This window comes from Lyngbya sp. CCAP 1446/10, assembly GCF_026130175.1.
Taxonomy (GTDB): Bacteria; Cyanobacteriota; Cyanobacteriia; order Cyanobacteriales; family Microcoleaceae; genus Microcoleus.
Map to the genome: position 1 here is coordinate 15457 of NZ_JAIGNI010000149.1, position 24212 is coordinate 39668.

The 24212-nt window shown below is 46.1% G+C and carries 23 protein-coding genes; 10 read left to right on the plus strand and 13 right to left on the minus strand.

Annotation, left to right across the window (positions count from 1 at the left end):
- Position 1 precedes the first annotated feature (1 nt).
- Both K4039_RS27210 and K4039_RS27215 read left to right on the plus strand, forming a co-directional pair.
- Positions 2–781 carry an LAGLIDADG family homing endonuclease gene (locus tag K4039_RS27210; protein ID WP_265239619.1) on the plus strand — a complete coding sequence of 260 codons (780 nt, stop codon included), beginning with the start codon at positions 2–4 and terminating at the stop codon, positions 779–781.
- Positions 774–2432 (plus strand): OB-fold nucleic acid binding domain-containing protein, encoded by a 1659-nt coding sequence (locus K4039_RS27215; RefSeq protein WP_265239620.1) that lies wholly within the window; start codon positions 774–776, stop codon positions 2430–2432. The genes K4039_RS27210 and K4039_RS27215 overlap by 8 nt, the downstream gene beginning before the upstream one ends.
- Positions 2433–2541: 109 nt before the next feature.
- On the opposite strand, the gene K4039_RS27220 is transcribed toward K4039_RS27215, so the two are convergent.
- Positions 2542–2880, minus strand: coding sequence for a DUF3593 domain-containing protein (locus K4039_RS27220; protein WP_265239621.1), 339 nt, complete (start codon positions 2878–2880; stop codon positions 2542–2544).
- A 287-nt stretch (positions 2881–3167) separates the two neighbouring features.
- Positions 3168–3824 carry an ATP-binding protein gene (locus K4039_RS27225; protein WP_265239622.1) on the minus strand — a complete coding sequence of 219 codons (657 nt, stop codon included), beginning with the start codon at positions 3822–3824 and terminating at the stop codon, positions 3168–3170.
- Positions 3825–3993: 169 nt separating this feature from the next.
- Between K4039_RS27225 and K4039_RS27230 the strand changes: the two genes are divergently transcribed.
- Positions 3994–4209 (plus strand): hypothetical protein, encoded by a 216-nt coding sequence (locus K4039_RS27230; protein ID WP_265239623.1) that lies wholly within the window; start codon positions 3994–3996, stop codon positions 4207–4209.
- Positions 4210–4482: 273 nt separating this feature from the next.
- Positions 4483–5226 (plus strand): pentapeptide repeat-containing protein, encoded by a 744-nt coding sequence (locus K4039_RS27235; RefSeq protein ID WP_265239624.1) that lies wholly within the window; start codon positions 4483–4485, stop codon positions 5224–5226.
- 190 nt (positions 5227–5416) lie between these two features.
- On the opposite strand, the gene K4039_RS27240 is transcribed toward K4039_RS27235, so the two are convergent.
- Both K4039_RS27240 and gatA read right to left on the minus strand, forming a co-directional pair.
- Complete coding sequence (locus tag K4039_RS27240; protein ID WP_265239625.1) at positions 5417–6391, minus strand: alpha/beta hydrolase; 975 nt, start codon at positions 6389–6391, stop codon at positions 5417–5419.
- Between the two features lie 124 nt (positions 6392–6515).
- Complete coding sequence (gatA, locus tag K4039_RS27245; RefSeq protein ID WP_265239668.1) at positions 6516–7976, minus strand: Asp-tRNA(Asn)/Glu-tRNA(Gln) amidotransferase subunit GatA; 1461 nt, start codon at positions 7974–7976, stop codon at positions 6516–6518.
- 218 nt (positions 7977–8194) lie between these two features.
- Here gatA and K4039_RS27250 point away from each other — a divergent pair, with 218 nt between their 5' ends.
- Both K4039_RS27250 and K4039_RS27255 read left to right on the plus strand, forming a co-directional pair.
- Complete coding sequence (locus K4039_RS27250; RefSeq protein ID WP_265239626.1) at positions 8195–8650, plus strand: helix-turn-helix domain-containing protein; 456 nt, start codon at positions 8195–8197, stop codon at positions 8648–8650.
- A gap of 391 nt (positions 8651–9041) precedes the next feature.
- A complete protein-coding gene (locus tag K4039_RS27255) occupies positions 9042–10343 on the plus strand; it encodes a serine hydrolase (protein WP_265239628.1) in 1302 nt (433 codons plus the stop codon).
- Between the two features lie 147 nt (positions 10344–10490).
- On the opposite strand, the gene K4039_RS27260 is transcribed toward K4039_RS27255, so the two are convergent.
- Positions 10491–10724: a hypothetical protein gene (locus K4039_RS27260; protein ID WP_265239671.1), complete on the minus strand. Its 234-nt coding sequence runs from the start codon at positions 10722–10724 to the stop codon at positions 10491–10493.
- Here K4039_RS27260 and K4039_RS27265 point away from each other — a divergent pair.
- Positions 10662–11489 (plus strand): alpha/beta fold hydrolase, encoded by an 828-nt coding sequence (locus K4039_RS27265; RefSeq protein WP_265239629.1) that lies wholly within the window; start codon positions 10662–10664, stop codon positions 11487–11489. The two genes, K4039_RS27260 and K4039_RS27265, sit on opposite strands and share 63 nt — an antisense overlap.
- Before the next feature lie 107 nt (positions 11490–11596).
- Here the strand turns inward: K4039_RS27265 and K4039_RS27270 are convergent, their stop codons facing one another.
- The 5 genes from K4039_RS27270 to carA form a co-directional block, all read right to left on the minus strand.
- Positions 11597–11863 (minus strand): DUF1816 domain-containing protein, encoded by a 267-nt coding sequence (locus K4039_RS27270; RefSeq protein ID WP_265239630.1) that lies wholly within the window; start codon positions 11861–11863, stop codon positions 11597–11599.
- Between the two features lie 167 nt (positions 11864–12030).
- A complete protein-coding gene (rlmB, locus tag K4039_RS27275) occupies positions 12031–13410 on the minus strand; it encodes a 23S rRNA (guanosine(2251)-2'-O)-methyltransferase RlmB (protein ID WP_265239631.1) in 1380 nt (459 codons plus the stop codon).
- A gap of 257 nt (positions 13411–13667) precedes the next feature.
- Positions 13668–14123 (minus strand): Mini-ribonuclease 3, encoded by a 456-nt coding sequence (locus tag K4039_RS27280; RefSeq protein ID WP_265239632.1) that lies wholly within the window; start codon positions 14121–14123, stop codon positions 13668–13670.
- A 378-nt stretch (positions 14124–14501) separates the two neighbouring features.
- Positions 14502–14858: an STAS domain-containing protein gene (locus tag K4039_RS27285; RefSeq protein ID WP_265239633.1), complete on the minus strand. Its 357-nt coding sequence runs from the start codon at positions 14856–14858 to the stop codon at positions 14502–14504.
- 258 nt (positions 14859–15116) lie between these two features.
- Positions 15117–16268: a glutamine-hydrolyzing carbamoyl-phosphate synthase small subunit gene (gene carA / locus K4039_RS27290; RefSeq protein ID WP_265239634.1), complete on the minus strand. Its 1152-nt coding sequence runs from the start codon at positions 16266–16268 to the stop codon at positions 15117–15119.
- Between the two features lie 191 nt (positions 16269–16459).
- Here carA and K4039_RS27295 point away from each other — a divergent pair, with 191 nt between their 5' ends.
- Positions 16460–17104 (plus strand): TIGR02281 family clan AA aspartic protease, encoded by a 645-nt coding sequence (locus K4039_RS27295; RefSeq protein WP_265239635.1) that lies wholly within the window; start codon positions 16460–16462, stop codon positions 17102–17104.
- A 97-nt stretch (positions 17105–17201) separates the two neighbouring features.
- Here K4039_RS27295 and trpD read toward each other — a convergent pair whose 3' ends face one another.
- Positions 17202–18314, minus strand: coding sequence for an anthranilate phosphoribosyltransferase (trpD, locus tag K4039_RS27300; RefSeq protein ID WP_265239636.1), 1113 nt, complete (start codon positions 18312–18314; stop codon positions 17202–17204).
- 37 nt (positions 18315–18351) lie between these two features.
- Between trpD and K4039_RS27305 the strand changes: the two genes are divergently transcribed.
- Entirely contained in the window at positions 18352–18528 is a 177-nt protein-coding gene (locus K4039_RS27305; protein WP_265239637.1) for a hypothetical protein, read from the plus strand.
- A 258-nt stretch (positions 18529–18786) separates the two neighbouring features.
- Positions 18787–21708: a PAS domain S-box protein gene (locus tag K4039_RS27310; RefSeq protein WP_265239638.1), complete on the plus strand. Its 2922-nt coding sequence runs from the start codon at positions 18787–18789 to the stop codon at positions 21706–21708.
- A 156-nt stretch (positions 21709–21864) separates the two neighbouring features.
- Here K4039_RS27310 and K4039_RS27315 read toward each other — a convergent pair whose 3' ends face one another.
- Both K4039_RS27315 and K4039_RS27320 read right to left on the minus strand, forming a co-directional pair.
- Complete coding sequence (locus K4039_RS27315) at positions 21865–23649, minus strand: adenylate/guanylate cyclase domain-containing protein (protein WP_265239639.1); 1785 nt, start codon at positions 23647–23649, stop codon at positions 21865–21867.
- Entirely contained in the window at positions 23646–24044 is a 399-nt protein-coding gene (locus K4039_RS27320) for a response regulator (RefSeq protein WP_265239640.1), read from the minus strand. The genes K4039_RS27315 and K4039_RS27320 overlap by 4 nt, the downstream gene beginning before the upstream one ends.
- Positions 24045–24212 lie beyond the last annotated feature (168 nt).

A 24212-nucleotide genomic window follows, 5' to 3' on the forward strand; every position in this document is an offset into this window, starting at 1 on the left:
AATGTATCTCGACTATAGAAAACTAAAATCCGAACACAAGCAACAAATCATTTCTGCTTTTAATCATGGTATGGAGTATCGAGAAATTCCTAACTACCTTGGTGTGAGCGAAAGAGCGGTTTCAAGAGTTTTAAAAGAAGCTGACATTAATACTAAGCGGCGAAACCGCTATACTTTAAATGAAAGCTATTTTGATGTAATTGACTCTCAAGCTAAAGCCTATTTATTAGGATTGATAGCTGCTGATGGCTGCGCTACTCACACTAATTATGTAGCTTTTGAATCTATTGACAAAGAACTCACAGAAATGCTCAGCGTAGAGCTACAATATTCTGGTGAGATTAGAGTTGTTCAGCCTCAAAATTATGCTCCTCACTACCGAATAAATTTTTCTTCTGAAAAACTGGCAAGCTCTTTACACGCCTACGGCATAATACCAGGAAGGACTTTTTCAGGAGTTACTTATTTCCCTAACTCACAATATTTAGCATCTTATGTGTTAGGCTACTTTGACGGTGACGGTTGTGCTTATGCAAACAAAGGTAGAAGTGGCGGTTTAGTCTGCATCGTCGGTTCCTTTGAATTTGCCTGCGAACTAGCAAGGCACTTAGGAATGGGTTCTGTACAAGAACATCAATTCAAAAAAGTTTATTACTGGAGAATATTTAGTCGAAAAAATATACAAGCGTTCTATGATTTTGTTTATCAGTATCCCAGATTGGGGCTGCAACGAAAAAAAACTAAAATTGAAGATATTCTCAGGAGTTACAAACATGGTTAAAATTATTAGTCGAAAATCACTAGGAACTCAAGAAGTATATGATATTGGGGTTGAACGAAATCATAATTTTACACTAGAAAATAGTCTGGTGGCATCTAACTGTTTTAATAAATCCCATTCAATGGCCTATGCCTATATCACTTATCAAACTGCTTATTTAAAGGCCAATTTTCCGGTAGAATACATGGCTGCACTTCTGACTGCTAACAGAGGCGACCAGGAGAAGGTACAGAGATATATTGCTAATTGTCTCAAGCTGAAAATTGACGTTGAGCCACCTGATATTAATGGCTCTGAACTTACTTTTACGCCGCTTCCTATAGAGATGACAAAGGCCGAAAAACATAAAATTTTGTTTGGGATTTCGGCGGTTAAAAATGTGGGTGAGGGGGCTATTGAAAATATTTTGGAGGCGCGCAAAGAAGGGGGTAATTTTAAGTCACTGCCGGATTTGTGCGATCGCGTAAATCTACATTCTGTCAACCGCCGCGCCCTAGAAGCCTTGATTCAGTGTGGTGCTTTTGACAAAATCGATCCCAACCGCCAGCAATTGGTAAACGACCTCGAAGGGGTGATGAAATGGGCCCAAGACCGCAAGAAAGATCGAGAAAGTGGTCAAGGTAATCTGTTTGACTTGTTAGGTGGGAATAGCTTTGACAAGTCGGTGAATAAATTTGAGTCTGCACCAAAATCAAAGACTGTCAAAAATTTTGATACACAGGAAAAATTGCGTTTAGAAAAAGAATTGCTTGGTTTTTATGTATCAGAACATCCCCTGAAGTTTTTGCTGCAATCTAATCAAGATCCAGATGTTGTGACTCTGGCACAGTTAGCCGATAAAAAGGGTAAAGTATCGGTTATTGTCATGCTCAATGCTATCAAACTGGTAGTGACGAAAAAAGGCGACGCGATGGCAATTTTGCAATTAGAAGATTTGACACATCAAATCAAAGCTGTTGTGTTTCCCAAGGCTTACGAACAACTCAAACCTTACATTGTAGAAAATGCGATTTTGCTAATTGGTGGGAAAATAGAGAAAGATGGCGAGGAAATTCAGATAATTGTAGATACTGCAAAGCCTGTAGAAAAACCAGAGGTTACAGAGGAAATTGAGGTAGCCCAACCGGAAATACAAAATTCTTGGGCGGCGCCATCCCAAACACAAAATTCTTGGGTGGCGCAACCGGAAAGACAAAATTATTTGGCGGCGGAACCGGTCAACTTTGCCCGATCGACAAAACCAGTGCAAGTTCTAGAAATGGTCATTGTCAAGCTTACACCGCCGCAGGTGCAAGATACGAAAAATCTCAATTCCCTCAAAGCTATTTTGCAAGAACTTTCCAATCGTGGAGAGGATGCTAGCGTTTCTGTCGGGGGAATCGTTGTCGGTGAATATTCCTGTCAACCGCTTCGCATCAACCGTCAGTTGTGGATACAAGATGGCGAGGGCGCTGTTAGCCGTCTCAAGTCGGCGGGATTTGATGCTTGGGTTTTCCCTCTCGACAGTCGCGGGGATGCTGCAATATTTCGAGAAGTGCGATCGCAACTTAACATACATTCTTGGGCCAGTCGTTTACTTGACGCGGATGTCGATCGCATTTCCCAGTATCTCAACTATCTCGCCCAACTAAACAAACGCCCGCCAAACTAAGCCGACGTGCATCTAATTTTCAAAATCATCTTTCTTTTAATCTCTTGTGGGGTGGGCTTCGACGCCGCCCCAAAAATTAAATTCCAATACCACAACAGCTTAACTACCGCTATTCTCCCGCGTCTACAACACAATCTTGATCCTCACCACTATTTTGTGAAGATTCTTTAGCCTTAATCACCGCTTCCCGAAAACCTAAAACTACTAAAATATTGGCAAGTGTCAAAAATAGTTCCGCAGAACCGTGCAGCCAATCGACATTTGCTAGAGACTCATTGTAGACAACTTTTGCGTAAATTGCGGCAGGAATAGTCACAGCCACAAAAACCAAAGTGCCGTAAAATCCCATCAGAGCTAAACGGGGTGTTTTTCCAGATTTAGTCAAAAACCAGAGAAATCCCAAGTAGGGAAATAGGGATAGCACAAATAAACTTTCTTTGGAAATCATTAGTAATTGGTGAGCGACCAGATATCATGATAAATTAAAAAAACAAAAATTAATGTGAATAATTTTTAAGCTTTTACTTTGAATTTTTTATGTCTAATTTGACAAATTAACCCATTTTTATCGAACCGCTAGAGACTCACCCAAGTCCATAGCTTTTAACTTCCTCCGCAGCAGGTCGCTAGTCTTAAAAAAACCTAACCCACGCGGAGACACAACCCGTAACTTTTCCTCTAACACCGTTGTTAGCATAACACATTTTCAACTGCTCCAGTCTGTCAATTATTCCTCTACCCAGCTATCAGAAACTGAGACATTTCCAAAGTTATCTGTCTGCTGGGAGGCATCAAGCAAGGCTCGCTCAAAACCTCTAAATCTAAGCCGGGTTTTCTATCTGCTGCGATAATTTCCTTGAGCTTAGCATCAAAATCAAAACGCGGGCCACAATCCCAAACTTTGAGTTCCAAGCGTCCGTTCAATACCGTAATTTTCAGTTGAATAGGAGTTTCTACTGGCAGATTTGTGTGAGCGTGGCGAACAGCATTAGTGAAACCTTCCGCTAAAGCTAACTGAAACTGGAACCAAACCTCATTGGAAATCGATAAATCTTGCAACTGCTCAAACCAGTCCAAAACTTTAGTTAAAGAATTCATATCCGTGTTAACTTGCAAGCTGATCTGTTTAACAGAACTTTCATTCAGTTCTTCTTCCTGCTCAATGTCATCTTGCCAATCCCACTTATTTTTTAACAAATTCATTAACCCATCTAAAGGGGTAGCCTTTTTTGTTTGTTTGGAGCAATTGCGACCTTCTACTTTGTAAATTTTGCTCACAGACAAACAATTTCGACCATCGGGAGTCCGGGTGTAACTCAGCGCGTCTGCAATCTGCCACATGAGTTTGATCCCTCTGCCGCCTTCTGCTAGTTCGTCTATGCTGTTCAACATTTGTTTTCCCTGTCTAAAAGTATTAGTTGTTACCACATTTAACACCCGCCGAGCAAAGCTGTAGTCTTTTATACGTGCTTACTCAGTATTATTTTGGCGATCGCACCACAATCTTATCTTTTTTATAGAAGGCATCGCATCAGCAATATGTCTTAAGAGTCTAAGCCAATTGGCTTATTTATCGATCGCCTGTACGGAGAACGATCGCCCTCCGCAGCAAAATCCAACTACATCGGGTACAAATTACCGAGCCACTGCCGGAGCCAGCCATTTACCCCAGCAGTCAAAAGCTCGAAAATACAAGGCATTCAGCGCCTGCAAACGGCGACTCGCCCATCACCTGCAAAACTGCTTTGAGGTGTTTGCTCTCATCCTAAAGGTGTAAGTAATATCCGCAAATGCGATCGCCGACAAATCTTACACCGTCGAGGCGTATCAATGCACTAGACTAGGACTTGCGCCAACAACCCGGTTTCTGCTAAAAATATTGGGTTTGACAGCGAAGAATTAACAAGAAAACCAGGTTTTTAGCCCCTGCGTAAGTCCAGTCTGTTATGTTCGAGGGAGAGAAGGGGAGAAGGGGAGAAGGAGAGAGGGGGAGGATGTCAAAAGTACGGAATAAGTAATTGAAATATACAATTTAAATGCGCAACACCTTATGACCAAAATTAAACTGACAATTCTGGCCGCAGCGATACTGCTACTCCCATTTTGCGCAGCAGTTCCCTTACCAGCCCAAAATATGTCTCTACTCAGGCGGCTGATAGCAACAAGAGAATGTCCCGGATGCGACTTATTTGGGGCTTCCTTGAGCGGTGCAGATTTGTTTGGGGCTTCGTTGAGCCGCGCCACTCTCAGCAGGGCCGACTTAGTTGATGCCGACTTGACGGCGGCGGATTTAATGGAAGCTAATTTAAACAACGCCAACATGAAAAATGCCTTTTTGGCCTACGCCGACCTCAGCAAAGCCGACATGAGCAGGGCCGACATCAGGGGAGCCAACTTAGAAAATGCCAACCTCAGCGAGAGTTCTCTGATCGACGCATCCCTTCAGTTGGCTAACTTAAAATGTAGTAATTTGAGAGCAGCGAAACTAAGTCGAACAGACCTGAGAAATGCCGATTTTACTGGTGCAAATCTCATCGGTGCAGATATCAAAGAAGCTGATTTAAGCGGTGCAAATTTCAGCGGTGCAGACCTCAGAGGGGCAGATTTGAGCGATGCGAGATTGAACAAAGCTAATCTTACAGATGCTAATTTATGCGGCGCCCGGATGCCGAACCGCAAAATATCTCGGCGAGGTTGTGAAGTTAACAAACAACAACCGATTAGCTCGAACAATTACTGCAATTATTGCCGTCCCATCAAGGACTGGTGGCTGAATGTTTTAAGGTTCAATTAAGCGGTACGATCGCGATAACTTCCTTTTTGCTTCTGGGCGATCACTAGCGAACCCAGAAACCGGGTTTCTTCGCAGATTTCTCGTTACCCAAACCAAAACTCGTGGAAACCCGGTTTCTCGCCCCCATGCGTCATTAACTACTACAAACTCAACTCAGAAGCCCGGTTTCTTGCTATACAACTGCTTTTCTCTACTTGGAAGTACCTAGAAATTTGCTCACTACCCGCAGATATTCTACACCGCCGATTTGTGCCGAATTATTGTGTCCTCCATCAGGAACCATGTAAAGCTGTTTGGGCTCTGGTGCTGCATCAAACAGTTTTTTGCTCATTTGGGCTGGAACTACACTGTCAGCAGTCCCGTGAATAAATAGCACGGGCATTTGTAGCCGATCGACCTTTGATAGAGAATCAAACCGCTGCGTCAGCAAATAATTTATCGGAAACACCCTAAATAGCGGTTTTTGGAAATCCACCATTGCCAGTACCGAAGTAAAAGAACCCTCCACAATTAACCCCGCGGCCTCCGGGTGGCGCACTGCCAGATCGATCGCAATTGCCCCTCCCAAAGAATGACCATAGATATAAATTTGATTTGGGTGAATCCCGCGCTGTTTCACCAAATAATCCCAAGCCTGTTCAACATCCTCATAAACCCTAGATTCACTGGGAAAATCGCCCTGGCTTTTTCCGTAACCGCGATAATCGATCAGAAACACCGACAAACCTAAGCGATGAAATCTATTAGCGTGTTCGACATTTGCTCCCACATTTGAACCATTACCGTGCAGGTACAAAACTACCCGCCCTAACTTCTCCTTGTTAAGTGGAGAAACCGGAATTGCCTCTTTTGATTCTCCCAAACTCAAAGGAACCGAAACTGCTTCTCTGACTTCGCCCCGAAATTTGCCGGGTTTTTCCGAGGCAGGAATCCACCACCCGTGCACACTTTCCACCGCCCCTGTTTTAGCTGGAATTGGCAGCCAAACATCTTGATATTTCAACTGAAAATCATCTGGCGTAGTTGCGATCGCCCGCGCCGGAAAAAAGATAAACTTACCTTGCGCTGCCAATAGAAATAGACAAGCACCAGAATAAGCGATCGCCAAAACCATCCCAAAAGTTATTAGCGGTTTAGACAAAAGAAATACCAAAAACTTGTTCATAGAAAATAGGCACGGGGGGAAATTAGATATCGCTTAAAAGCTAACGGTCGTAAATGATTAATTTAGACCATTAGCCAAGATCTATTACTAACTTCCGTCGCCCCGTTCCGCCGACTTTCAAAAATTAATCCAATTTCGGGCGATGCAAGTGCCAATTGGTAGACTGTTCGTAAGCATGAGCCACTTGAAACAACCGAGATTCTTGCAAAACATTACCAATCAGTTGTATGCCCACTGGCAGTCCTTGATCATCAAATCCGCAGGGCAAACTCAAAGCTGGCAAACCAGCAAGATTCACCGGAATAGTCATCAAATCTGACAAATACATACTCAGGGGGTCGTTAAATTTTTCGCCTGCCTTAAAAGCCGTAGTCGGAGCAGTGGGACAGACCAAAACATCAACTTGAGAAAAAGCCTTTTCAAAGTCTTCTTTAATCAAAGTCCGAACTTTTTGAGCTTTGAGATAATAGGCGTCGTAATATCCAGCCGACAACACATAAGTGCCGATCGCAATCCGGCGTTTAACTTCCGCGCCGAACCCTTGAGAGCGAGTTTTGGCATACATATCCAACAGATTATCGGGATCGGGCGATCGGAAACCATACTTGACTCCATCATATCTCGCCAAATTCGCCGAAGCTTCCGAGGGAGCAATAATGTAGTAAGTGGGCAAACCGTAGCGGAATCGGGGACAAGAAATGACTTGAATTTCTGCTCCCAATTGTTGAAATTTTTCGATCGCCTTAGTCACAGCATCTTTAACACCAGAGTCCAACCCGACGCCAAAAGTTTCTTTAATTACACCAATTCTAATCTGACCCTTCGGTCGCAAACTGGGTCTCAAAGCTTGGGCGTAGTCAGGAATTGGGACATTCAGACTCGTGGAATCTCTCGGATCATAACCCGCGACGGCCCCCAACAAAATCGCCGCATCCTCAACAGTCCGGCCAAAGGGCCCGATTTGATCGAGAGAAGAAGCATAGGCCACCAGACCGTAGCGAGAAACCAAACCATAGGTCGGTTTCATCCCCACCAAGCCACAAAAAGCAGCAGGTTGACGGATCGAACCCCCAGTATCCGAACCCAAGCTCACGACGCATTCTCCGCCAGCTACCGCCGCGGCAGAACCGCCAGAAGATCCTCCGGGCACGCGCTCCAAGTCCCAAGGATTGGCGGTAACTTGGTACGCAGAAGTTTCCGTCGAGCTCCCCATTGCAAACTCGTCCATATTCGCCTTACCCACAATCACAGCACCGGCTGCGTGGAGTTTGGAGACAACAGTTGCATCGTAGGGAGGCACAAAATTTTCCAAAATCCGAGATCCACAGGTTGTGGGAATGCCCTCGGTGCACATATTGTCCTTAACGGCGATCGGGATACCGGCCAACAGCCCAATTTCCTCGCCTGCTGCAATTTGGGCATCCACTTTGTGGGCCTGCGCCAATGCGCTATCTGCTGTCACGCACAGAAAGCTTTTCAATTTCGGCTCTAGCTGGGTAATTCGGTCTAATCTTTCTTGAGTAATTTCCACAGCAGAGCGTTCTTTATTGACCAGTTGTCGGTGCAACTCGCGGATGGATGCCATGCTCGTACCTTTATCAATTCTACTTTCAGCCACTTAGCCAATATAGCTGGCAATTGCTCCCACTTACAGCCCTTCTTGATCTGCGTCTATCTGCGTGCATCTGCGGTAAAAAAAAGCTAAGTATTTGCCCCAACGATCCCCAAGAACACAATTTCATCCGGAATTATCCCCAAAACCAAAGATATATGGTAAGAAGTTCCCGATGCCCCGTTGGAAGAATGCCACCTAAAGCTCACCTAGAATCTCACCTGACGGCAGAGGAACTCAAACTTCGCTACCGGCAGGCACACAACACCACAGAGTCGCGCCGCTGGCACTTGCTACTCTTAGTTTCTCGAAATTGGACTATCAAACAATCAGCCCAAGTCGTAGGTATCAACTACGACTACGCCAAAGAAATTGTCCAGCGCTACAACCGAGAAGGGCCTAACTCTGTGAGAAACCGCAGCGGAGACCGCCAGCCCCCTCCTGCAAAATCCTTGCTGAGTCCAGAACAGCAAGAAGAACTGCGACAAGCGCTGCAAGGCTCTGCCCCCGATGGCGGAGACTGGACAGGCCCCAAAGTAGCTCTCTGGATTGCCGAAAAGACTGGTAGCGCTCATGTCTGGCCCCAACGTGGCTGGGATTACCTCAAGCGGTTGGGTGTTGACTGGCGGCGGCGACGCAGAAAGTAGATAGTTCGCAATATTTTAGAGGGAGTCGATCGCACTCCTCGCGATCGACTCCCTTTATTTTGGCAGAAGTCATTGGGCATTAGTCATTGGGCATTGGCCAAACAGGGCATTGGGCGAAGCGAAGCGAAGGGATTGGCCAAACAGGGCATTGGCCAAACAGGGCATTGGCCAAACAGGGCATTGGGCATTCGTCAAAATAACAGGTGCGTCACTCGATCGATTGTCGCTCTTTGTTGAGAATTTTCGATGTATCCGCACCCTACGGCTCAAATCCCAAATCCCAAATCCCAAATCCCAAATCTTAAATCGAGAATCTCAAATCTTAAATGGTTTGACTCTTGTAACAATAGCTGCTTAGATTGAATTTGGTTGTGTTGAGGATGTCGAATATATGCGAGGAATCGGGCGTTTTTTGTCGATCGCAAACAAGATGGCGGCAGTAGCAGCCAGCATCGGACTGGTTCAAGTGTTAACCATCGCCAGTTCATTCTCCCAATCTAACCCGCGTTCCCTAGACGAACTCTACAAAACTCGCGATCGACTTGTCACCCAATTAGAACAACCCGCCTCACCCTCCCCAGAACCAACGCTTCTCTCCCGGCTAGTTCCCATCACCGCCAATCCTCAAGCACAACTGATACAGCAGTTGCAAGCGGTGGAAGTCCAAATATTAGTAGAACAGAGAGCTAACGACAACTTACAGCAAGCAGTCCGTTTAGCCAACCAAGCCGTAGAAACGGGACGAAAGGAAAATCAGTCGATCGCATCTTCGCAACAAACTCAATTTTTGTGGTACCAGGCCCTCAACAACTTACACGAAGTTCCGCAAAATTCATTTTTAGCTCCCCTCACAGCCTCAAAAACTCAAGAATACCGGGAAAATTTCACCGCAGCCACCTCTCAAGTGCAGCAAGCAAAATCAGATTTTTTGGCCGAGTTGGCTCGCGAAAGCGGTTTATCTAGGCAAGCGTCGATCGGCATTTGCCACCTTTCTAGAGAATGCGTCAACCTGCGGGGCGATGTGCCACCTGCCAGCCCGGCCAGCTTAATAAAAGTGCCGATTGCTGTCGCCCTGATGCAAAAACTCGAACAAGAAAAAATTAGTCTGAACCATGAAGTATTCGTCGAGCGAGGCAATTTCACCGAAGACTCATCGACAAAGATTGTGTCCAATCGCAATTACCCGGTACAGCTACTGTTAGAAGAAATGATCGATCGCAGCAGCAACATCGCCACCAATCAACTGATCGATTATTTGGGTTCCGATTACATCAATCAATTCTTAGAAAATCGCGGCTATCAAGTCACCCGCGTCAACTTCAAATTAATGGGGGAAAAAATTATGCCCTCCAACCCCGGTTCCGGGCCCAACCGCTTGACTGCTAACGAACTCACCGAAATGATGGTGCAAATTTACAACGGCGAAACACCGGGTGCTAAACTGTTAGTAGAAACTCTTAACCAGCAGTACGATCGCGCTCTGGGATTTGCCGCCTTGAAAGGAACTAGGGCTCAGTGGTTGGGCGAAAAAACTGGCGAAAATTCCCTGGTGCTCGGCACAACATTAGCAATGAACATTGACGGCGAATCCTACGTGATGACTGTGATAGACAGCCGCACAAGTGGCGATCTACAAATCCGCCAGTCTATTGCTAAAATTGCCGATTATATCAGTAAGAATCCCAGCTTTTAAGAACTCCGGGGCTAGGTTCACCAAAATACGAATCTGGTTTAAGCATCAATCCTGGACAGGTTAGAAGCCCATCCCACAAATCCTGCTTTTGATTGCTATAGCAACCGCCAAGATGATTAGGAAGTTCTACATTTTAATTGTTATATCTCAAAAAACAATCAAAGTATTGTGGAATGGGCTTCGAGCCGCGTTCCGAATCGGCAATTTAAAAGAGCAACAGCCGATCGAGAAGTTCCTTCTTCCCTCTTCCCTCTTCCCTCTTGCTTCTTCCCTCTTGCTTCTTCCTTCTTCCTTCTTCCTTCTTCCTTCTCTTAAACAATGCCGCATCAAAAACTTAGCGTTTCCGTCAAAGGCGAAGGATTTCCGATTCTCTGCTTGCATGGCCATCCCGGTTCCGGCGATTGTATGTCTGTCTTTACAGAACACTTATCACAACGGTTTCGGACGATCGCCCCAGACTTGCGTGGCTATGGCAACAGCCGCACCTCAAATCCCTTTGAAATGACCGACCACTTGCTTGATTTAGAAGCACTTTTAGACCGATTGGGAGTCGATCGCACTTTAGTCATCGGCTGGTCTTTGGGAGGGATTTTAGCCCTGGAATTAGCCATGAAATATCCCCAGCGAGTCACCGGTTTGATTATCTTGGCATCCGCCGCCAAACCGCGCGGAAGTCACCCGCCCATCTCTTGGCAAGATAATCTTTACACCGGTTTAGCCGGAATTATCAACTGGGCGATACCCGGTTGGCAGTGGAATATTGATACTTTTGGCAGGCGATCGCTCTTTCGCTACTTGATACAGCAGCATACAGCGACCCCTTACCGCTACTTAGCACGGGCAGCTACTCCCGCCTACATCCAGACTTCCAGCAGCGCTACAAAGGCCTTAAATACCGCTCTCAGGGCCGGATACGATCGGTTGCTGCACCTCGGCGATATTCAATGTCCCTGCTTGGTGATGGCCGGAGAGGGCGATCGACATATCACCTCAGCATCCAGTTTAGAGACAGCCCGCCACCTTAAAAACAGTCAATGGCAGTGCTATCCAAATACAGCCCACTTGTTTCCTTGGGAAATTCCCGATCGGGTAATCGCAGATATCGATCGTTGGATTGAGAATTTCCCTCAAGCCGCTAGCAATTGATAGAGCCACATTGTGAGGAACCAAACATTTTAGATCCAAGTTCAATCTCCAGATTTACGATCTGTCAAGTAAATCTAAAATCTAAAATCTAAAATCCACTATCCGCTCTAAACAAGCAAAAGCCCTCCCTCACCAAACTTTCCCAAATCATCTGCAACAGTCAAACTAATAGGTTTGCAGCGATGAAGCGAAACACTAATACCTTCTGCACCTTCATTTTCTATGTCTTCTACATATCCTGCTTTTTCACCTTCCGCCTCTTGAGCAGTCAAGAAGGGGCCAAAATAGTAAATGCACTGCGGCGCTGAAGTTTTAACTTCAACCCACCAAGCCAATCCGAAAAAGTTGAGTAAGCTAATCAAAAGTTCTTTCATGTGATTTTGCAATGTATTTTACGGTTTTTTCCAGAGTGCTGCGGGCAAGGCCTAGGCCTTCGTTATTTACACTTTGTTATACTGTGTTGCATTCTTTTTTTCAATCACCAAAGATGCAAGTTTGGGGGCCAGAAGCCCCCGGCTTTAGGATGTGGGGCTAATCACCGTTACGATCCGTGGACGTGAAACTTTTTGGGCCCGCGCTGGCGGTAAATTTCGTATAAAGCCATTCCCGTTGCTACCGAGACATTCAGGCTAGGAGTCTTTCCCCTTAAAGGAATTGAAACTAATCCATCACATCCGCGCTGTATCAAAAGGCTCAAACCGTCAGCTTCACCGCCCACAACTAAAACAGTGGGCCCGGAGAAGTTGATTGTCTCTACTGAATCACCTACGCCTGCGGCAGTGCCATAAATCCAGAATCCAGCCTCTTTCAATTCTTCCAGTGCCCGGTTAAGATTGACAACTCTTGCTACTGGGAGGTTTTCCAACGCGCCGGCTGCCACTTTTCTGACTGCCGAGGTAATCCCAACGGCCCGCCGCTGCGGAATCACCATGCCCTGAGCTCCCAATGCTTCTGCGGTGCGAACAATCGCCCCTAGATTGTGGGGGTCGTTGAGTCCTTCTGCTACCACAATTACGGGATCTGCGCAAGCAGCCTTAGCCTGTGCGATCAGTTCGCTCAAATCCAGGTATTCGTAAGCTGATACTTGGGCGGCTACGCCTTGGTGGTTTGCCTTGCGCGTGATGTAGTCGAGGCGCAAATCGTCAACTTCATCGATGATGCTGCCGTTGGCTTTGGCTTCGGTGAGTAAGCTGTGAAAGCGGGGATCGTAGCGAAGGTGGGGGACAACCCAAATTCGGTTCAGCACTTGGTCGCTTTCTAAAGCTGCTTGCACCGCATGGCGGCCATAAATCATGTCGTCTGTGTCTGCGTCTGGTTGCACGACGGTATTTGAGGCAGTGTCAACCGGGCGAGTGTCTCTGTCTTTGTCTCTGTCTCGGAAATGATTGCCCCGGAATTCTGGCGGGCTACTGTCTCTGTTTTTGTCTCTGTCTTTGTAAAAATTGCCCCGGGATTCCTGCGGGCTGCCGTCTCTGTCTCGGAAATTGTTGCGGGCTGGCTGTGGGCTGCCGTCTCTGTCTCGGAAATTGTTGCGGGCTGGCTGTGGGCTGCCGTCTCTGTCTCGGAAATTGTTGCGGGCTGGCTGTGGGCTGCCGTCTCTGTCTCTGTCTCGGAAATTGTTGCGGGCTGGCTGTGGGCTGCTGTATCCGTCTCCGTCTCTGTCTTTGAAGTTATTTCTGCGGATGGACGGTTGGCTGTCGGAATCGACTCTCCGTTTGAAAATTGCTCGCACGGGCATTTCTCGGGATTGGGGGGAAAAGCTCGATCGCTTTTGAGGCGCGTCTACTTCGCGAGTGTCGGGACGGGGCTTGCGTTCAAAGCGGGGAAAGGATGGTTTTGAGTCCTGACGGCGGCCTTCGCTGCGGAATGGTTTGCTGTCGGAATTCGATCGCGAGGAGTTTGGTTTGGTAAATTTTCTCATTGGTTTCTTTTGGTCAAAACGTTTTGGCTGAAGGCTAATCGATTCTTGATTCTTGATTCTTGATTCTTGGTTGAGGGAGCAATCTTGGGGCTTAGAAATTTGAGCTTTTCGATTGAGGGAGCAAGGATTTTGCTGTGCTAAACTTGCTAATGCTTGACTAATAAATCCTGTTTTCCTTCGCGATCTTTTTGCTGTTTTAGGTTAGCCACCGTGCAATAATTATTGATTAATCCGTGGGTTTTTCCAACTCTTAACTACTAAATACTTTCAGTCTCAAGTTGTAAAAGCGCCAGAACTTCGGTTAATCTTTCGGGATCGGTGAGGTACAAATATCCGATCAAAGTTTCTAAGCTGCTGGCTTGTTGGTAGATATCTGGATCTGCTCGCTTAGAACGGCCGGATACGGCATTGCGGCCGCGCTTGACAATTGCTAATTCTGTACTGTTCAAGTAAGGAGAGATCGATCGCAAGTGACGCGCTTGAGTTTCGGCTCGTACTTGCCCCACCACCAATTCGTGATAAGCTTGCAATCTTCTGGGTGGCATTAAATACGAACTCCGAATGTAGAGTTCGTAAACTGCATCCCCCAAATATGCCCAGGCTGCGGGCGAAATCCTTTCTATTTCTGCTGGTGTAACCCTCGCAGGATGCACTCGATTTAAACTGATATCACTTAGACTCAGTTTTGGTTCGTCATCTGCGATCGGCAACATACTTTTTTAAATAAAACTTCGGCACAGCTTGGCTTTTCTAGACTTACTTATTTCGTCTTCTGCCACTTCATAAATTATAGCTTTCACACGAGTGTTCGCTGTGAGAGCTCGAAGCGGGATCTATCCACAAGCGAGCGGGACGCTCGCACTCCGAAAAAACGCTTTTTACACTCATCTGGATGCTGACCTTCTTATAACATTTTTCCGTGTGTTTACAACATATATTTTACTGCCACTCCACATCCCTCAAAGCATCGGGGGAAATCGCAGCAAAACCTGTCGCAGATTCTGGGAAAATGGTTATTTTTTTTAGCGGCAAAACAAAAATTTGCTATCCAGCGTTGATAACCGGATAGCGAATTAAATCCACTTTGCTACTCAAGCATCCTTGACGTTGATTACCGCCTCATCAACCGAAGGCTGCAAAGACAAAAATTTCTCTAAGCGAACCAGTTTAACAGTCTGAGTTACGCGGGCATTTGAGACAATTTGCAATGTCCCTTCCAAGGTTTGGGCTTTCTTGACAAGTTGCACAAGTGCGCCCAAACCGGAACTATCCACAAAGTCTATCTTAGACAAGTCCAAAATTATGTGTTTTGGGCCCTCGTCAATACATTTACTTAGTACCTTCCGAAAAGTGGCCTCAGAAAAAGCGTCCAGCAGGCCAGTCAGGCGAAATAACTGATAGTTATTCCTGACTTCGCGAGTGCCTCTGAGGCTAACGGTCAGGGTCAATGACTCAGAAATGACACCCTCCTAGCTAGATATGGCTTAAAGTCGAGGCTTCATTATAGGAGTTTTTTGGTTTTTTGTCTACTGTTTTTTGGTCAGCAGTCAGTTGTCAGTTGTCAGTTGTCGGTAGCCAGTTGTCGGTAGCCAGTTGTCGGTAGCCATCTGCACCAATAGCCTCTGTTAACTACGGCTAAATTTTCGACACTTCGGCAAGCGGGCCAACTACCAACTACCAACTACCAACTGCCCACGGCCCACTGGCTAAGCTGGTACTTTCTGATTTTCTCGCATTGACTGGACGAATCGATCGAACAAATAGTCAGCGTCGTGGGGGCCGGGACTGGCTTCCGGGTGGTACTGGACTGAGAACATGGGCAGGGTTTTGTGCTTTAATCCGGCTACGGTGCGATCGTTCAAATTGAGGTGAGTAATTTCTACTTCCGGGACTAGGGAATCTGGGTCGATCGCAAAACCGTGATTTTGGCTAGTAATTTCTATTTGCTCAGTCAAACCCGCCGGATGATTCAATCCCCGGTGCCCGAACTTCAGTTTAAAAGTTTCCGCACCCAAGGAAAGGCCCAGAATCTGGTGTCCCATACAGATACCGAACACAGGCTTGTCAGACTTCAACAAAGCTTTTGCAGTCGCGATCCCTTCCGTTACCGCCGAAGGATCTCCAGGCCCGTTGGACAGAAAAATGCCATCCGGGTTGTATTTGAGAATTGCCTCGGCTGACGTGTCGGCGGGTACAACAATTACCCGACAGCCGTAACTGGCCAAACGCCGCAGAATATTGCGCTTAATCCCAAAATCTAGCGCTACCACCGTCCACATTTCGCCGTTAGCAGGCTTGACTGTCGGACTGAACTCCCACACCGCATCTGTGGCTTCCGACCACTCGTAAACCTCGCGGGTGGTCACTTCTCGCACCAGATTCAGCCCGTCCATGTTGGGGGCATTTTGCACTTGCTCCAAAAGCTCCGCCTGGTCGAGAATTACGGTCGAAATGCCGCCGTTAATCGCTCCCACGGTGCGAATTTTGCGCGTCAGGGCGCGGGTGTCGATGCCGTAAATGCCGGGGATGTCGTACTGTTTTAGGTAGTCTTGCAGGGATTGTGAACAGCGCCAGTTACTGGGGCGACTACAGACGTTACGGGCGATCGCACCTCGAATTTGGGGCCGCGAAGATTCTTCATCTTCAAGATTTACCCCGGTATTGCCCAATTCTGGATAAGTAAAAGTAACAATTTGACCGCAATAGCTCGGATCGGTCAAAACTTCTTGGTAGCCCGTCATTCCGGTGTTGAATACGACCTCGCCGACGACGGTGGCGTCAGCGCCAAAAGACCAGCCGCGGTAAGCAGTACCGTCAGCCAGGACTAGGAGAGCGGGTTGTGCAGTTGAAAGTGACATGGCATCCTTAATTACAGTCGTTTGGTTTAATTCTTACCACTGCCTGGGATTTGATGCTAGCCGGTAATATACAGATATTATTTTGATTTGTGCCAGCCGAGGGTAAAAAGTGCTGGTGACGGATTTCTGGACTATCTATACCAAAAGGCAGTTGTCGTTGTTACGATCGACCTAAACCCTTTTATCAAATTATGGCCTGCAAATCTCCCTTACCTTTACCCTCCAACTCAATCAAGCCTCTGCTGAACGCTCAAAACCTGCGGAAACCTATACTGGCTTTAACCGCGGTTATTTCTCTGAGCAGTTCAATTTTAGTTTACACCGCAGTCAACTCGTCGCGAGCGGCAGCTCAAGAAAGTGAGGGATGCTTCATGCGGAACTCCAGCGGCCAAACTGTCAGCTTGAGCAGATCAGTCTGCGGTTTTCTCCCTCAAGAATTAACTCCCGCTGCTTCGCCTGATGCCAAGTCGGGAGTGTTTCTGGTCAAAATTAAACGCCGAGAAGCTAATATCCCAGTCATAGAAGTCACGTTTAACGGCAAACAAAAGTTCGATATGATGGTAGATTCTGGAGCCAGCGGTACAGTAATTACACCAGCAATGGCTAAAGCCTTGGGCGTTGTTCCCCAGGGATCAGTGCAAGCAAAAACTCCTAACGGAGAGGCTACTTTTCCCCTCGGTCGCCTGACTTCTGTTGAAGCTGGAGGTCTGGCGATTAAAAATGTAGTTGTTGCTATCTCGCCAGCCCTAGATATCGGACTTTTGGGTCACGACTTTTTTGGCAATAAAGATGTGACTATTAAGCAAGATGTCATTGAATTTCGATCGCGATCATAAAGAGAAGTTCGGCAGCGGATGCAATTCAGTTGACAGTTGACAGTTGACAGTTGACAGTTGACAGTTGACTGTCAACTGAATGAACGAACCTTTTTACTCACCGCAAAAACTCAACCAACTGCTGCAATTTCAACCAAGATTCGCCACTCGATAAAATGTCCTTAGCGAGAGAAACTCCTGCCGCGTGGGAACCAATAGGAATTGCACCTCCCACTTGAAAAGCCAAAGACGCATTCAAAGCTACAACATCCATTTGTGCTGCTGTACCTTTGCCTTGCAAAACATTCCGCAAAATCTCGGCGTTTTCCTCAACATTTCCACCTTTCAATGAGCCGATCGCACTTGGCGTCAATCCTACCTGTTCCGGGTGCAAAGTAGTCAGTTCAACTTCGCCGCCTGACAAAACCGCCAAATCAGTCACATCACCCAAGCCCGCCTCATCCAACTTTTCTCGGCCGTGAACGACTATCGCCAAGTCAGTCCCCAACTCGCCCAAAGCTTGGGCAATAGTTGATACCAGACTAGGATCGAACACTCCGATTATCTGCCCTGTAGGGCGCAGAGGATTGACGAGCGGCCCTAAAAGGTTAAAAACAGTCCGTACCTTCAAAGTGCGCCGGAGCGACGCTACAGCCTTAAGTGCGGGATGCCAACCGGGAGCAAATAAAAAGGTGATGCCTACTTCGTCTACAGCGGCTTTTACCTTCGCAGGATCGGCGTTGAGGTTGACTCCGAGTGCTTCGAGCACGTCAGCAGAACCGACTTTGCTGGATGCCGATCGATTTCCGTGTTTTCCGACTCTAACTTTGCCTGCCGCGGCAACAAAAGCTACAGCGGTGGAAATGTTAAACGTGGACGCACCATCGCCGCCGGTGCCACAAGTATCAATTAATTTGAGATGGGAAATGGGAGATTGGCGATCGAAAACGCTCTGGGACTCACCTGTCAGCGACTGAGAGTGCAATACCTGAGCCATTCCTGCTAATTCTTGGGCAGAGATGCCTTTGGCTTGGAGGCCTGCTAAAATCGCGCCGGAAAGCACCGGGGGTATGGCTTCTGCTAGCCATCCCTGCATTAAGTCGGCGGCTTGGGGGCGTGAGAGAGATTGTCTGTCTAATAGTTGTTGCAGCAGGGCTGGCCACAGAGGATTCTCCTCTGTCAGGGTTGAAGCTGCGGATGTATCTGGTGCAAGTACGGGAGAATAAGTCATTTATTAGTTTTAGTCGAATTTAGCCCGATCGAGCTTGGTGGCCAAACCGAGAATCGATCGGGATTTTACCAGAGTTGCTGGCGACATTTTACGCCCCGCACCCAGATTTCTGCACAAATGCCACCACCGCTACAGAAATTTTCCGCCCGAAGCTACCGAATATGAATTTTTTGATACAACAATTGCCCTCTTATTGTGGCAACTTTACAAATAGAAACCCCAGATGATACAACTGCTAGCAGTCCGCTGTATTATCTGTCCGCAAAAATAATTAATAGTAACTGCTTTTGATAAAAGCGTGACTTGCCGGTAATTCACAGCATCCTTCTGCTTAATTAACGGCTCAAATTTGACAGGTGGTAGACCAAAAATATTAAACTCAAACACAAGACCAGGGTATTGAAACGTGGGAAATCAAAAATTAGAAAATAAAGCGATAGAATGCCTGAATGTCGCGGAGGCACTACACCAAATGGAAGCAAAATATTACAGTATGTTTGAAAATGCTGTATCAGGCATTTTCCAAACAACCCAAGAGGGTCGCTACATCAGCGCTAACCCAGCTTTGGCTCGCATCTACGGATATAATTCCGCCGCAGAATTGATGGGCAGTCTGACTGATATCAGCGATCAGCTTTACGTCAATCCCGATCGGCGCGATCAGTTTATTTCTGCTTTGCAATCACAAGGCATCGTATCAGATTTTGAGTCGCAGATTTATCGCCGAGACGGCACAATAATTTGGATCGCTGAAAATGCGCGGGCTGTCTGCGATGCAGGGGGGAAATTGCTCTACTATGAAGGCTTTGTGGAAGATATCACCCAGCGCAAGAACGCAGAAGCTGGACTGCGCTCAAGTGAAGAACGCCTGCGCATGGTAATTGAAGGTGTTAAAGATTATGCTATATTCATGTTAGATACTAAGGGATATGTAGCGAGCTGGAATTCTGGAGCCAAAAGAATTTTGGGGTATGAAGCCAGCGCAATAGTCGGCAAAAAATCTGAGTGCTTTTATACGCCTGAAGATATTGCAATTGGCCAACCCCAAGAAAAATTAATCACAGCTAGGGAAACAGGTAGATATCAAAGTGAAGGGTGGCGCTTGGGCCAAGACGGCTCCCGATTTTGGGCGAAGATTATTGTTACTCCTTTGCGCAATGAAAGCGGAGAGTTGCAGGGCTTTTCTCAAGTAATGCAGGACATTACTCAGCAAAAGCGGGCTGGAGAAGAAAAAATGCAGTTGATTGCTTCTTTGCAAGCATCAGAAAGAAAGTTTCGCACTCTGTACGAATCGACTACAGATGCGGTAATGCTGCTCGATGAACAGGGTTTTTTGGATTGCAATCCGGCAACTTTAGAGTTATTTGGATGCAGCAATGAAGCGGAGTTTTGCGGTAAGCATCCTTCGGAATTTAGCCCGCTGTTGCAACCGGAGGGACAAGACTCTACGAGTCTGTCTCAAGAGCGAATTAATACGGCTATGGCAACAGGAAATTGCCGTTTTGATTGGCTGCACCGCCGTTTGGACGGTTCCCAGTTTCCGGCGGAAGTGCTGCTAACTTCTATGGATATCGGCGGCAAAATGGGCCTGCAAGCTGTGGTGCGCGATATCACTTATCGGGTGCAGGCCCAGGAGACTTTGAAGCAGGCTAACGAGGTGTTGGAATACCGGGTTAAAGAGCGGACAAGTCAGTTGGAAGCAGCTATTAAAAAGTTGCGTTTGTCGGAGGAAAAGTTTTCTAAGGCTTTTCGATCGAGTCCCGATCCGATGACTATTACTACTTTTGCTGAGGGTCGTTTTATTGAAGCTAATGATAGCTTTTTGTCGATAACTGGTTACAGTTTAGAAGAAATTACCGGCGATACAGTACCGGGATTAAATATTTGGGTAAGGTCTCAAGATCGACTTGATTTTAGGCAATTGCTAGAAGCACAGGGTGTTGTTCGCAACCAGGAATGCGAATTTCGGGTGAAGTCGGGATCGGTGGTGGTGTGTTTGGTGTCAGCCGAATTGATTAATTTGGAGGGGGAACTCTGTGTGCTGGTGGTGATGACGGATATTACCGATCGCAAACACGCAGAAGAAGCCCTACGGGAAAGCCAGCGGGCCTTATCCACGCTGATGAGCAATTTGCCGGGGATGGCCTATCGTTTTCGCAATGATGCCGATCGCAGTATGGAGTTTGTCAGCGAAGGTTGCTATCAAATATCCGGCTATTCTCCCGAAGAATTTATCGGTACCAGGCAAGTTTCTCTCTCGGAATTGACACACCCAGACGATCGCGAAATCTTCTGTAATGCCGTGGAAGTTGCCCTGAAAGAAAATCGACCCTATCAGTTAAATTACCGAATTACTGCTAAAAACGGCGAATTAAAATGGGTTTGGGAGCAAGGTTTGGGAGTGTTTTCCGACTCAGGACAATTGATCGCTTTGGAAGGGTTAATTACTGATATTTCCGACCAAAAACGCAGCGAAGAAGCTTTGCTGCGATCGCAAACAGAGTTAACCCAACAAAAACTTCAGCTTGAACATACTTTGCACGAATTGCAACAAACTCAAGCAATATTAATTCACACCGAGAAAATGTCTACCCTCGGTCAAATGGTAGCCGGTGTTGCTCACGAAATTAACAATCCCGTTAGCAGCGTCTGCGGCAATCTCGTCCACGTCGGCCACTATACGGAAGATTTGCTGAATTTACTCGATATGTACCAGCAACACTGCCCGCAGCCACCAGCATCAATTCAAGATAAAATTGAGGATATCGAGCTAGAGTTTCTGTTAGAAGATTTGCCGAAAGCGATGTCTTCGATGCAGATTGGAGCCGATCGCATTCGGGAAATTGTGCGATCGCTCAGAAATTTCTCTCGCAAAGACGATTCTCAAATGAGCAAGGTTAATCTACACGAAGGCATTGAAGGGACGCTACTAATCCTGCAAAGCCGGTTGAGGGCGCACGGCAACTATCCCGAAATTGCGGTGATTAAGGACTATGGAAATTTGCCTTTGGTTGAATGCTATTCGGGTAAAATCAATCAGGTGTTTATGAATTTGATCGGAAATGCGATCGATGCGATCGAGGAATACAACGCAGGACGATCCATTGCCGAAGCCAAAGCTAACCGCAGCAAAATTAAAATTAGGACAGAATACCAAAACTCCAAGGCTATAATTCGGATTTCTGATAACGGCCCCGGTATGCCAGAAGAAGTTTGCCAGCAGTTATTCGAGGCTTTTTTTACCACCAAACCCGCCGACAAAGGTACTGGTTTAGGCCTGTCAATTTCCTACAAAGTGCTCCAAGAACACGGCGGAATGCTGAGTTGCGTCTCTGCACCGGGCCACGGAGCCGAGTTTATCATGGAAATGCCGATCGAACAAATTAGTCATTAGTCATTAGTCATTAGTCATTAGTCATTAGTCATTGGTTATTAGTCATTAGTCATTAGTCATTGGTTATTAGTCATTACTTATTAGTCATTGGTTCTTACTAAAAATCACCAACTACCAACTACCAACTATCAACTGTCAACTACCAACTGTCAACTGTCAACTCTCAACTGTCAACTGACACCTATCCCAATAAATTCGAGCCACCTTATCCCCCGGATTTTCGCGCAAACAATCCGCAAAAAGTCCCCCAGCTTCCCCAAAGCTCTTCAAATTGTACAAAGACAAAGCCTCAGCAAACACTTCCAAAGTAGCCAACTTTTTCGCTTTAACCTCCGGCAAATCCGCATCAAAAACCTCATAAACAGTCACCCATTCAGACTTCCCCTTAACCTGAACCTTATCAATTACCCGAATTGCATAATCAGCAGGATTTGTCAAGCGATCGAAAGTCTGTTGAGTAATTAACAGCGACACCCCGTAATTCTTCGTCAAATTTTCAATCCGAGCAGCCAAATTAACCGCATCGCCAATCACAGTACCGTCCATCCGGCTGTTTCCGCCAACAGTACCCAGCATCAAAGAACCAGTATTAATTCCCACCCCAATCTGAACCGGCACATCGCCCGCAGAAGTGCGCTGTCGATTGTATTCAGCAAGAGTATGCAGCATCGCAATTCCCGCTTTCACCGCATCATCCGCACCCTCGCTAAACAAAGCCATAATTGCATCGCCAATATATTTATCAATAAACCCCTGATTTTCCACAATCAGCGGTTCCATATAACTTAAATATGAATTTATAAATTTAAAATTTTCTTGCGGTGTCATCTGTTCCGAAAGAGTAGTAAAATCGCGGATATCCGAAAATAAAATCGACATTTCCAACTCCACTGCGTCTCCCAATTTAACATCAACAATACTGTCACATCCCAAAAAAGCTAAAAACTGATTGGGTACAAAGCGACTTGTCGCTGCAACGATTTCTAATTCTGCATCCAGTGAAAGTTCCAAACTGCAATTAACCTCAAAGAGTTCCTCAATGAACTTTTTGCGCTCTTTTTCCGCTTTTTTGCGATCCGTAATATCTAAGAGAGTATTAATAGCATAGGTAACTTTGGCGTTGGTATCATAAATGGGAGTTGCAGAAATTTCTACGGGAATAATTTGATCGCCGTTATGCACTTCTATATCGTCAGCGGTGGCATTTTCCCCCCTCAATGCCCGCACAATCGGCAAATCATCGGGAGGATATTCTTGATTAGTACCTGCTAAATAGGTTTGATAAACCTCTGAGAATTGCTCGGAACTCGTATCCGGCACAACTCCTTTACCAAATATCTCTTTTGCTTTCTGATTCACATAGTAAACTTTGCCATCAGCGTCCAAAACTCCCACCCCAATCGGCATTGCTTCCAAAAACTGCGTCAAGCGATTTTCATTTTCATGAAGTAGAGTAATCAGCAAGGCTTGCTCACCATTGAGATGCGCCAATTCCTCATTCATTTGCTGAAGTTGTGCATTTTGTGCTACCAGCAGTTGATTTTGCCGATAACTGTTTACTGCTTCTTTTACCGTCAAACTCAAGTCTTCTCGTTGCCAGGGTTTGGATATATAACGATATAAATTTGCATTTTTGATAGCATTTCCCACCGCTTCAATATCTGCTTGCCCTGTCAGCATGATTTTGATAGTTTGGGGCGAGATTAGATGGACTTGTTTTAATAGCTCATCTCCCTTCATCTCCGGCATGATATGATCGGAAATAATTAAGGGTACTTCATACCCATCTGACAGTAATTCTTCCAGCAACTCTAATGCTTCCTCCCCACCCTCGGCAATTTCGATCAGATAAGCATTGCCGACAGCTTCTTGGAGTTCTGTTTTGAGACTTTTGAGTACAGTATTGTCATCATCTACACAGATAATTACCTGTTGTTTCATATCTTCGACAAACCAGATTTAATGGTTTCCAGCAAATCTGCCTCTGACCAAGGTTTAGATAAGCAGCTATGGAGGTTAGCCTGTTTTTTGGCTCTGTCAATTGCTAATTCATCAGCTTGACCTGTGAGCATAATTTTAATAGCATTGGGATATTTTTGATGAATGCGAATCAGCAACTCATCTCCCTTAATACCGGGCATTAACCAATCAGAAATAATTACAATAACTCTGGCTTCTTCTTCGTCATAGAGTTCGCCGATTACATCTAAGGCTTCTTCAGCATCTTCGGCTCCTTCATAGGTGTAGGCATTCCCAAATTCTGCTGCTAGCTGCGTCCTGAGACTGTCTAACACCATTCTCTCATCGTCAACGCACAAAATAACTGGTTTAGACATCTATTTGTTGTCCTTTTTAATTTTCCTTGGTAACAAAATTAGCAAAAGTAGTAAAAGTGTATTAGTATACCCGATCGCATTTTAAGATGCTAGTTCGCGATCGCGCGGGCGACTATCACCTTGGTTGTTAACCAAAATATTTGCTTGCAATCGTCGTGGGAGAGTTCA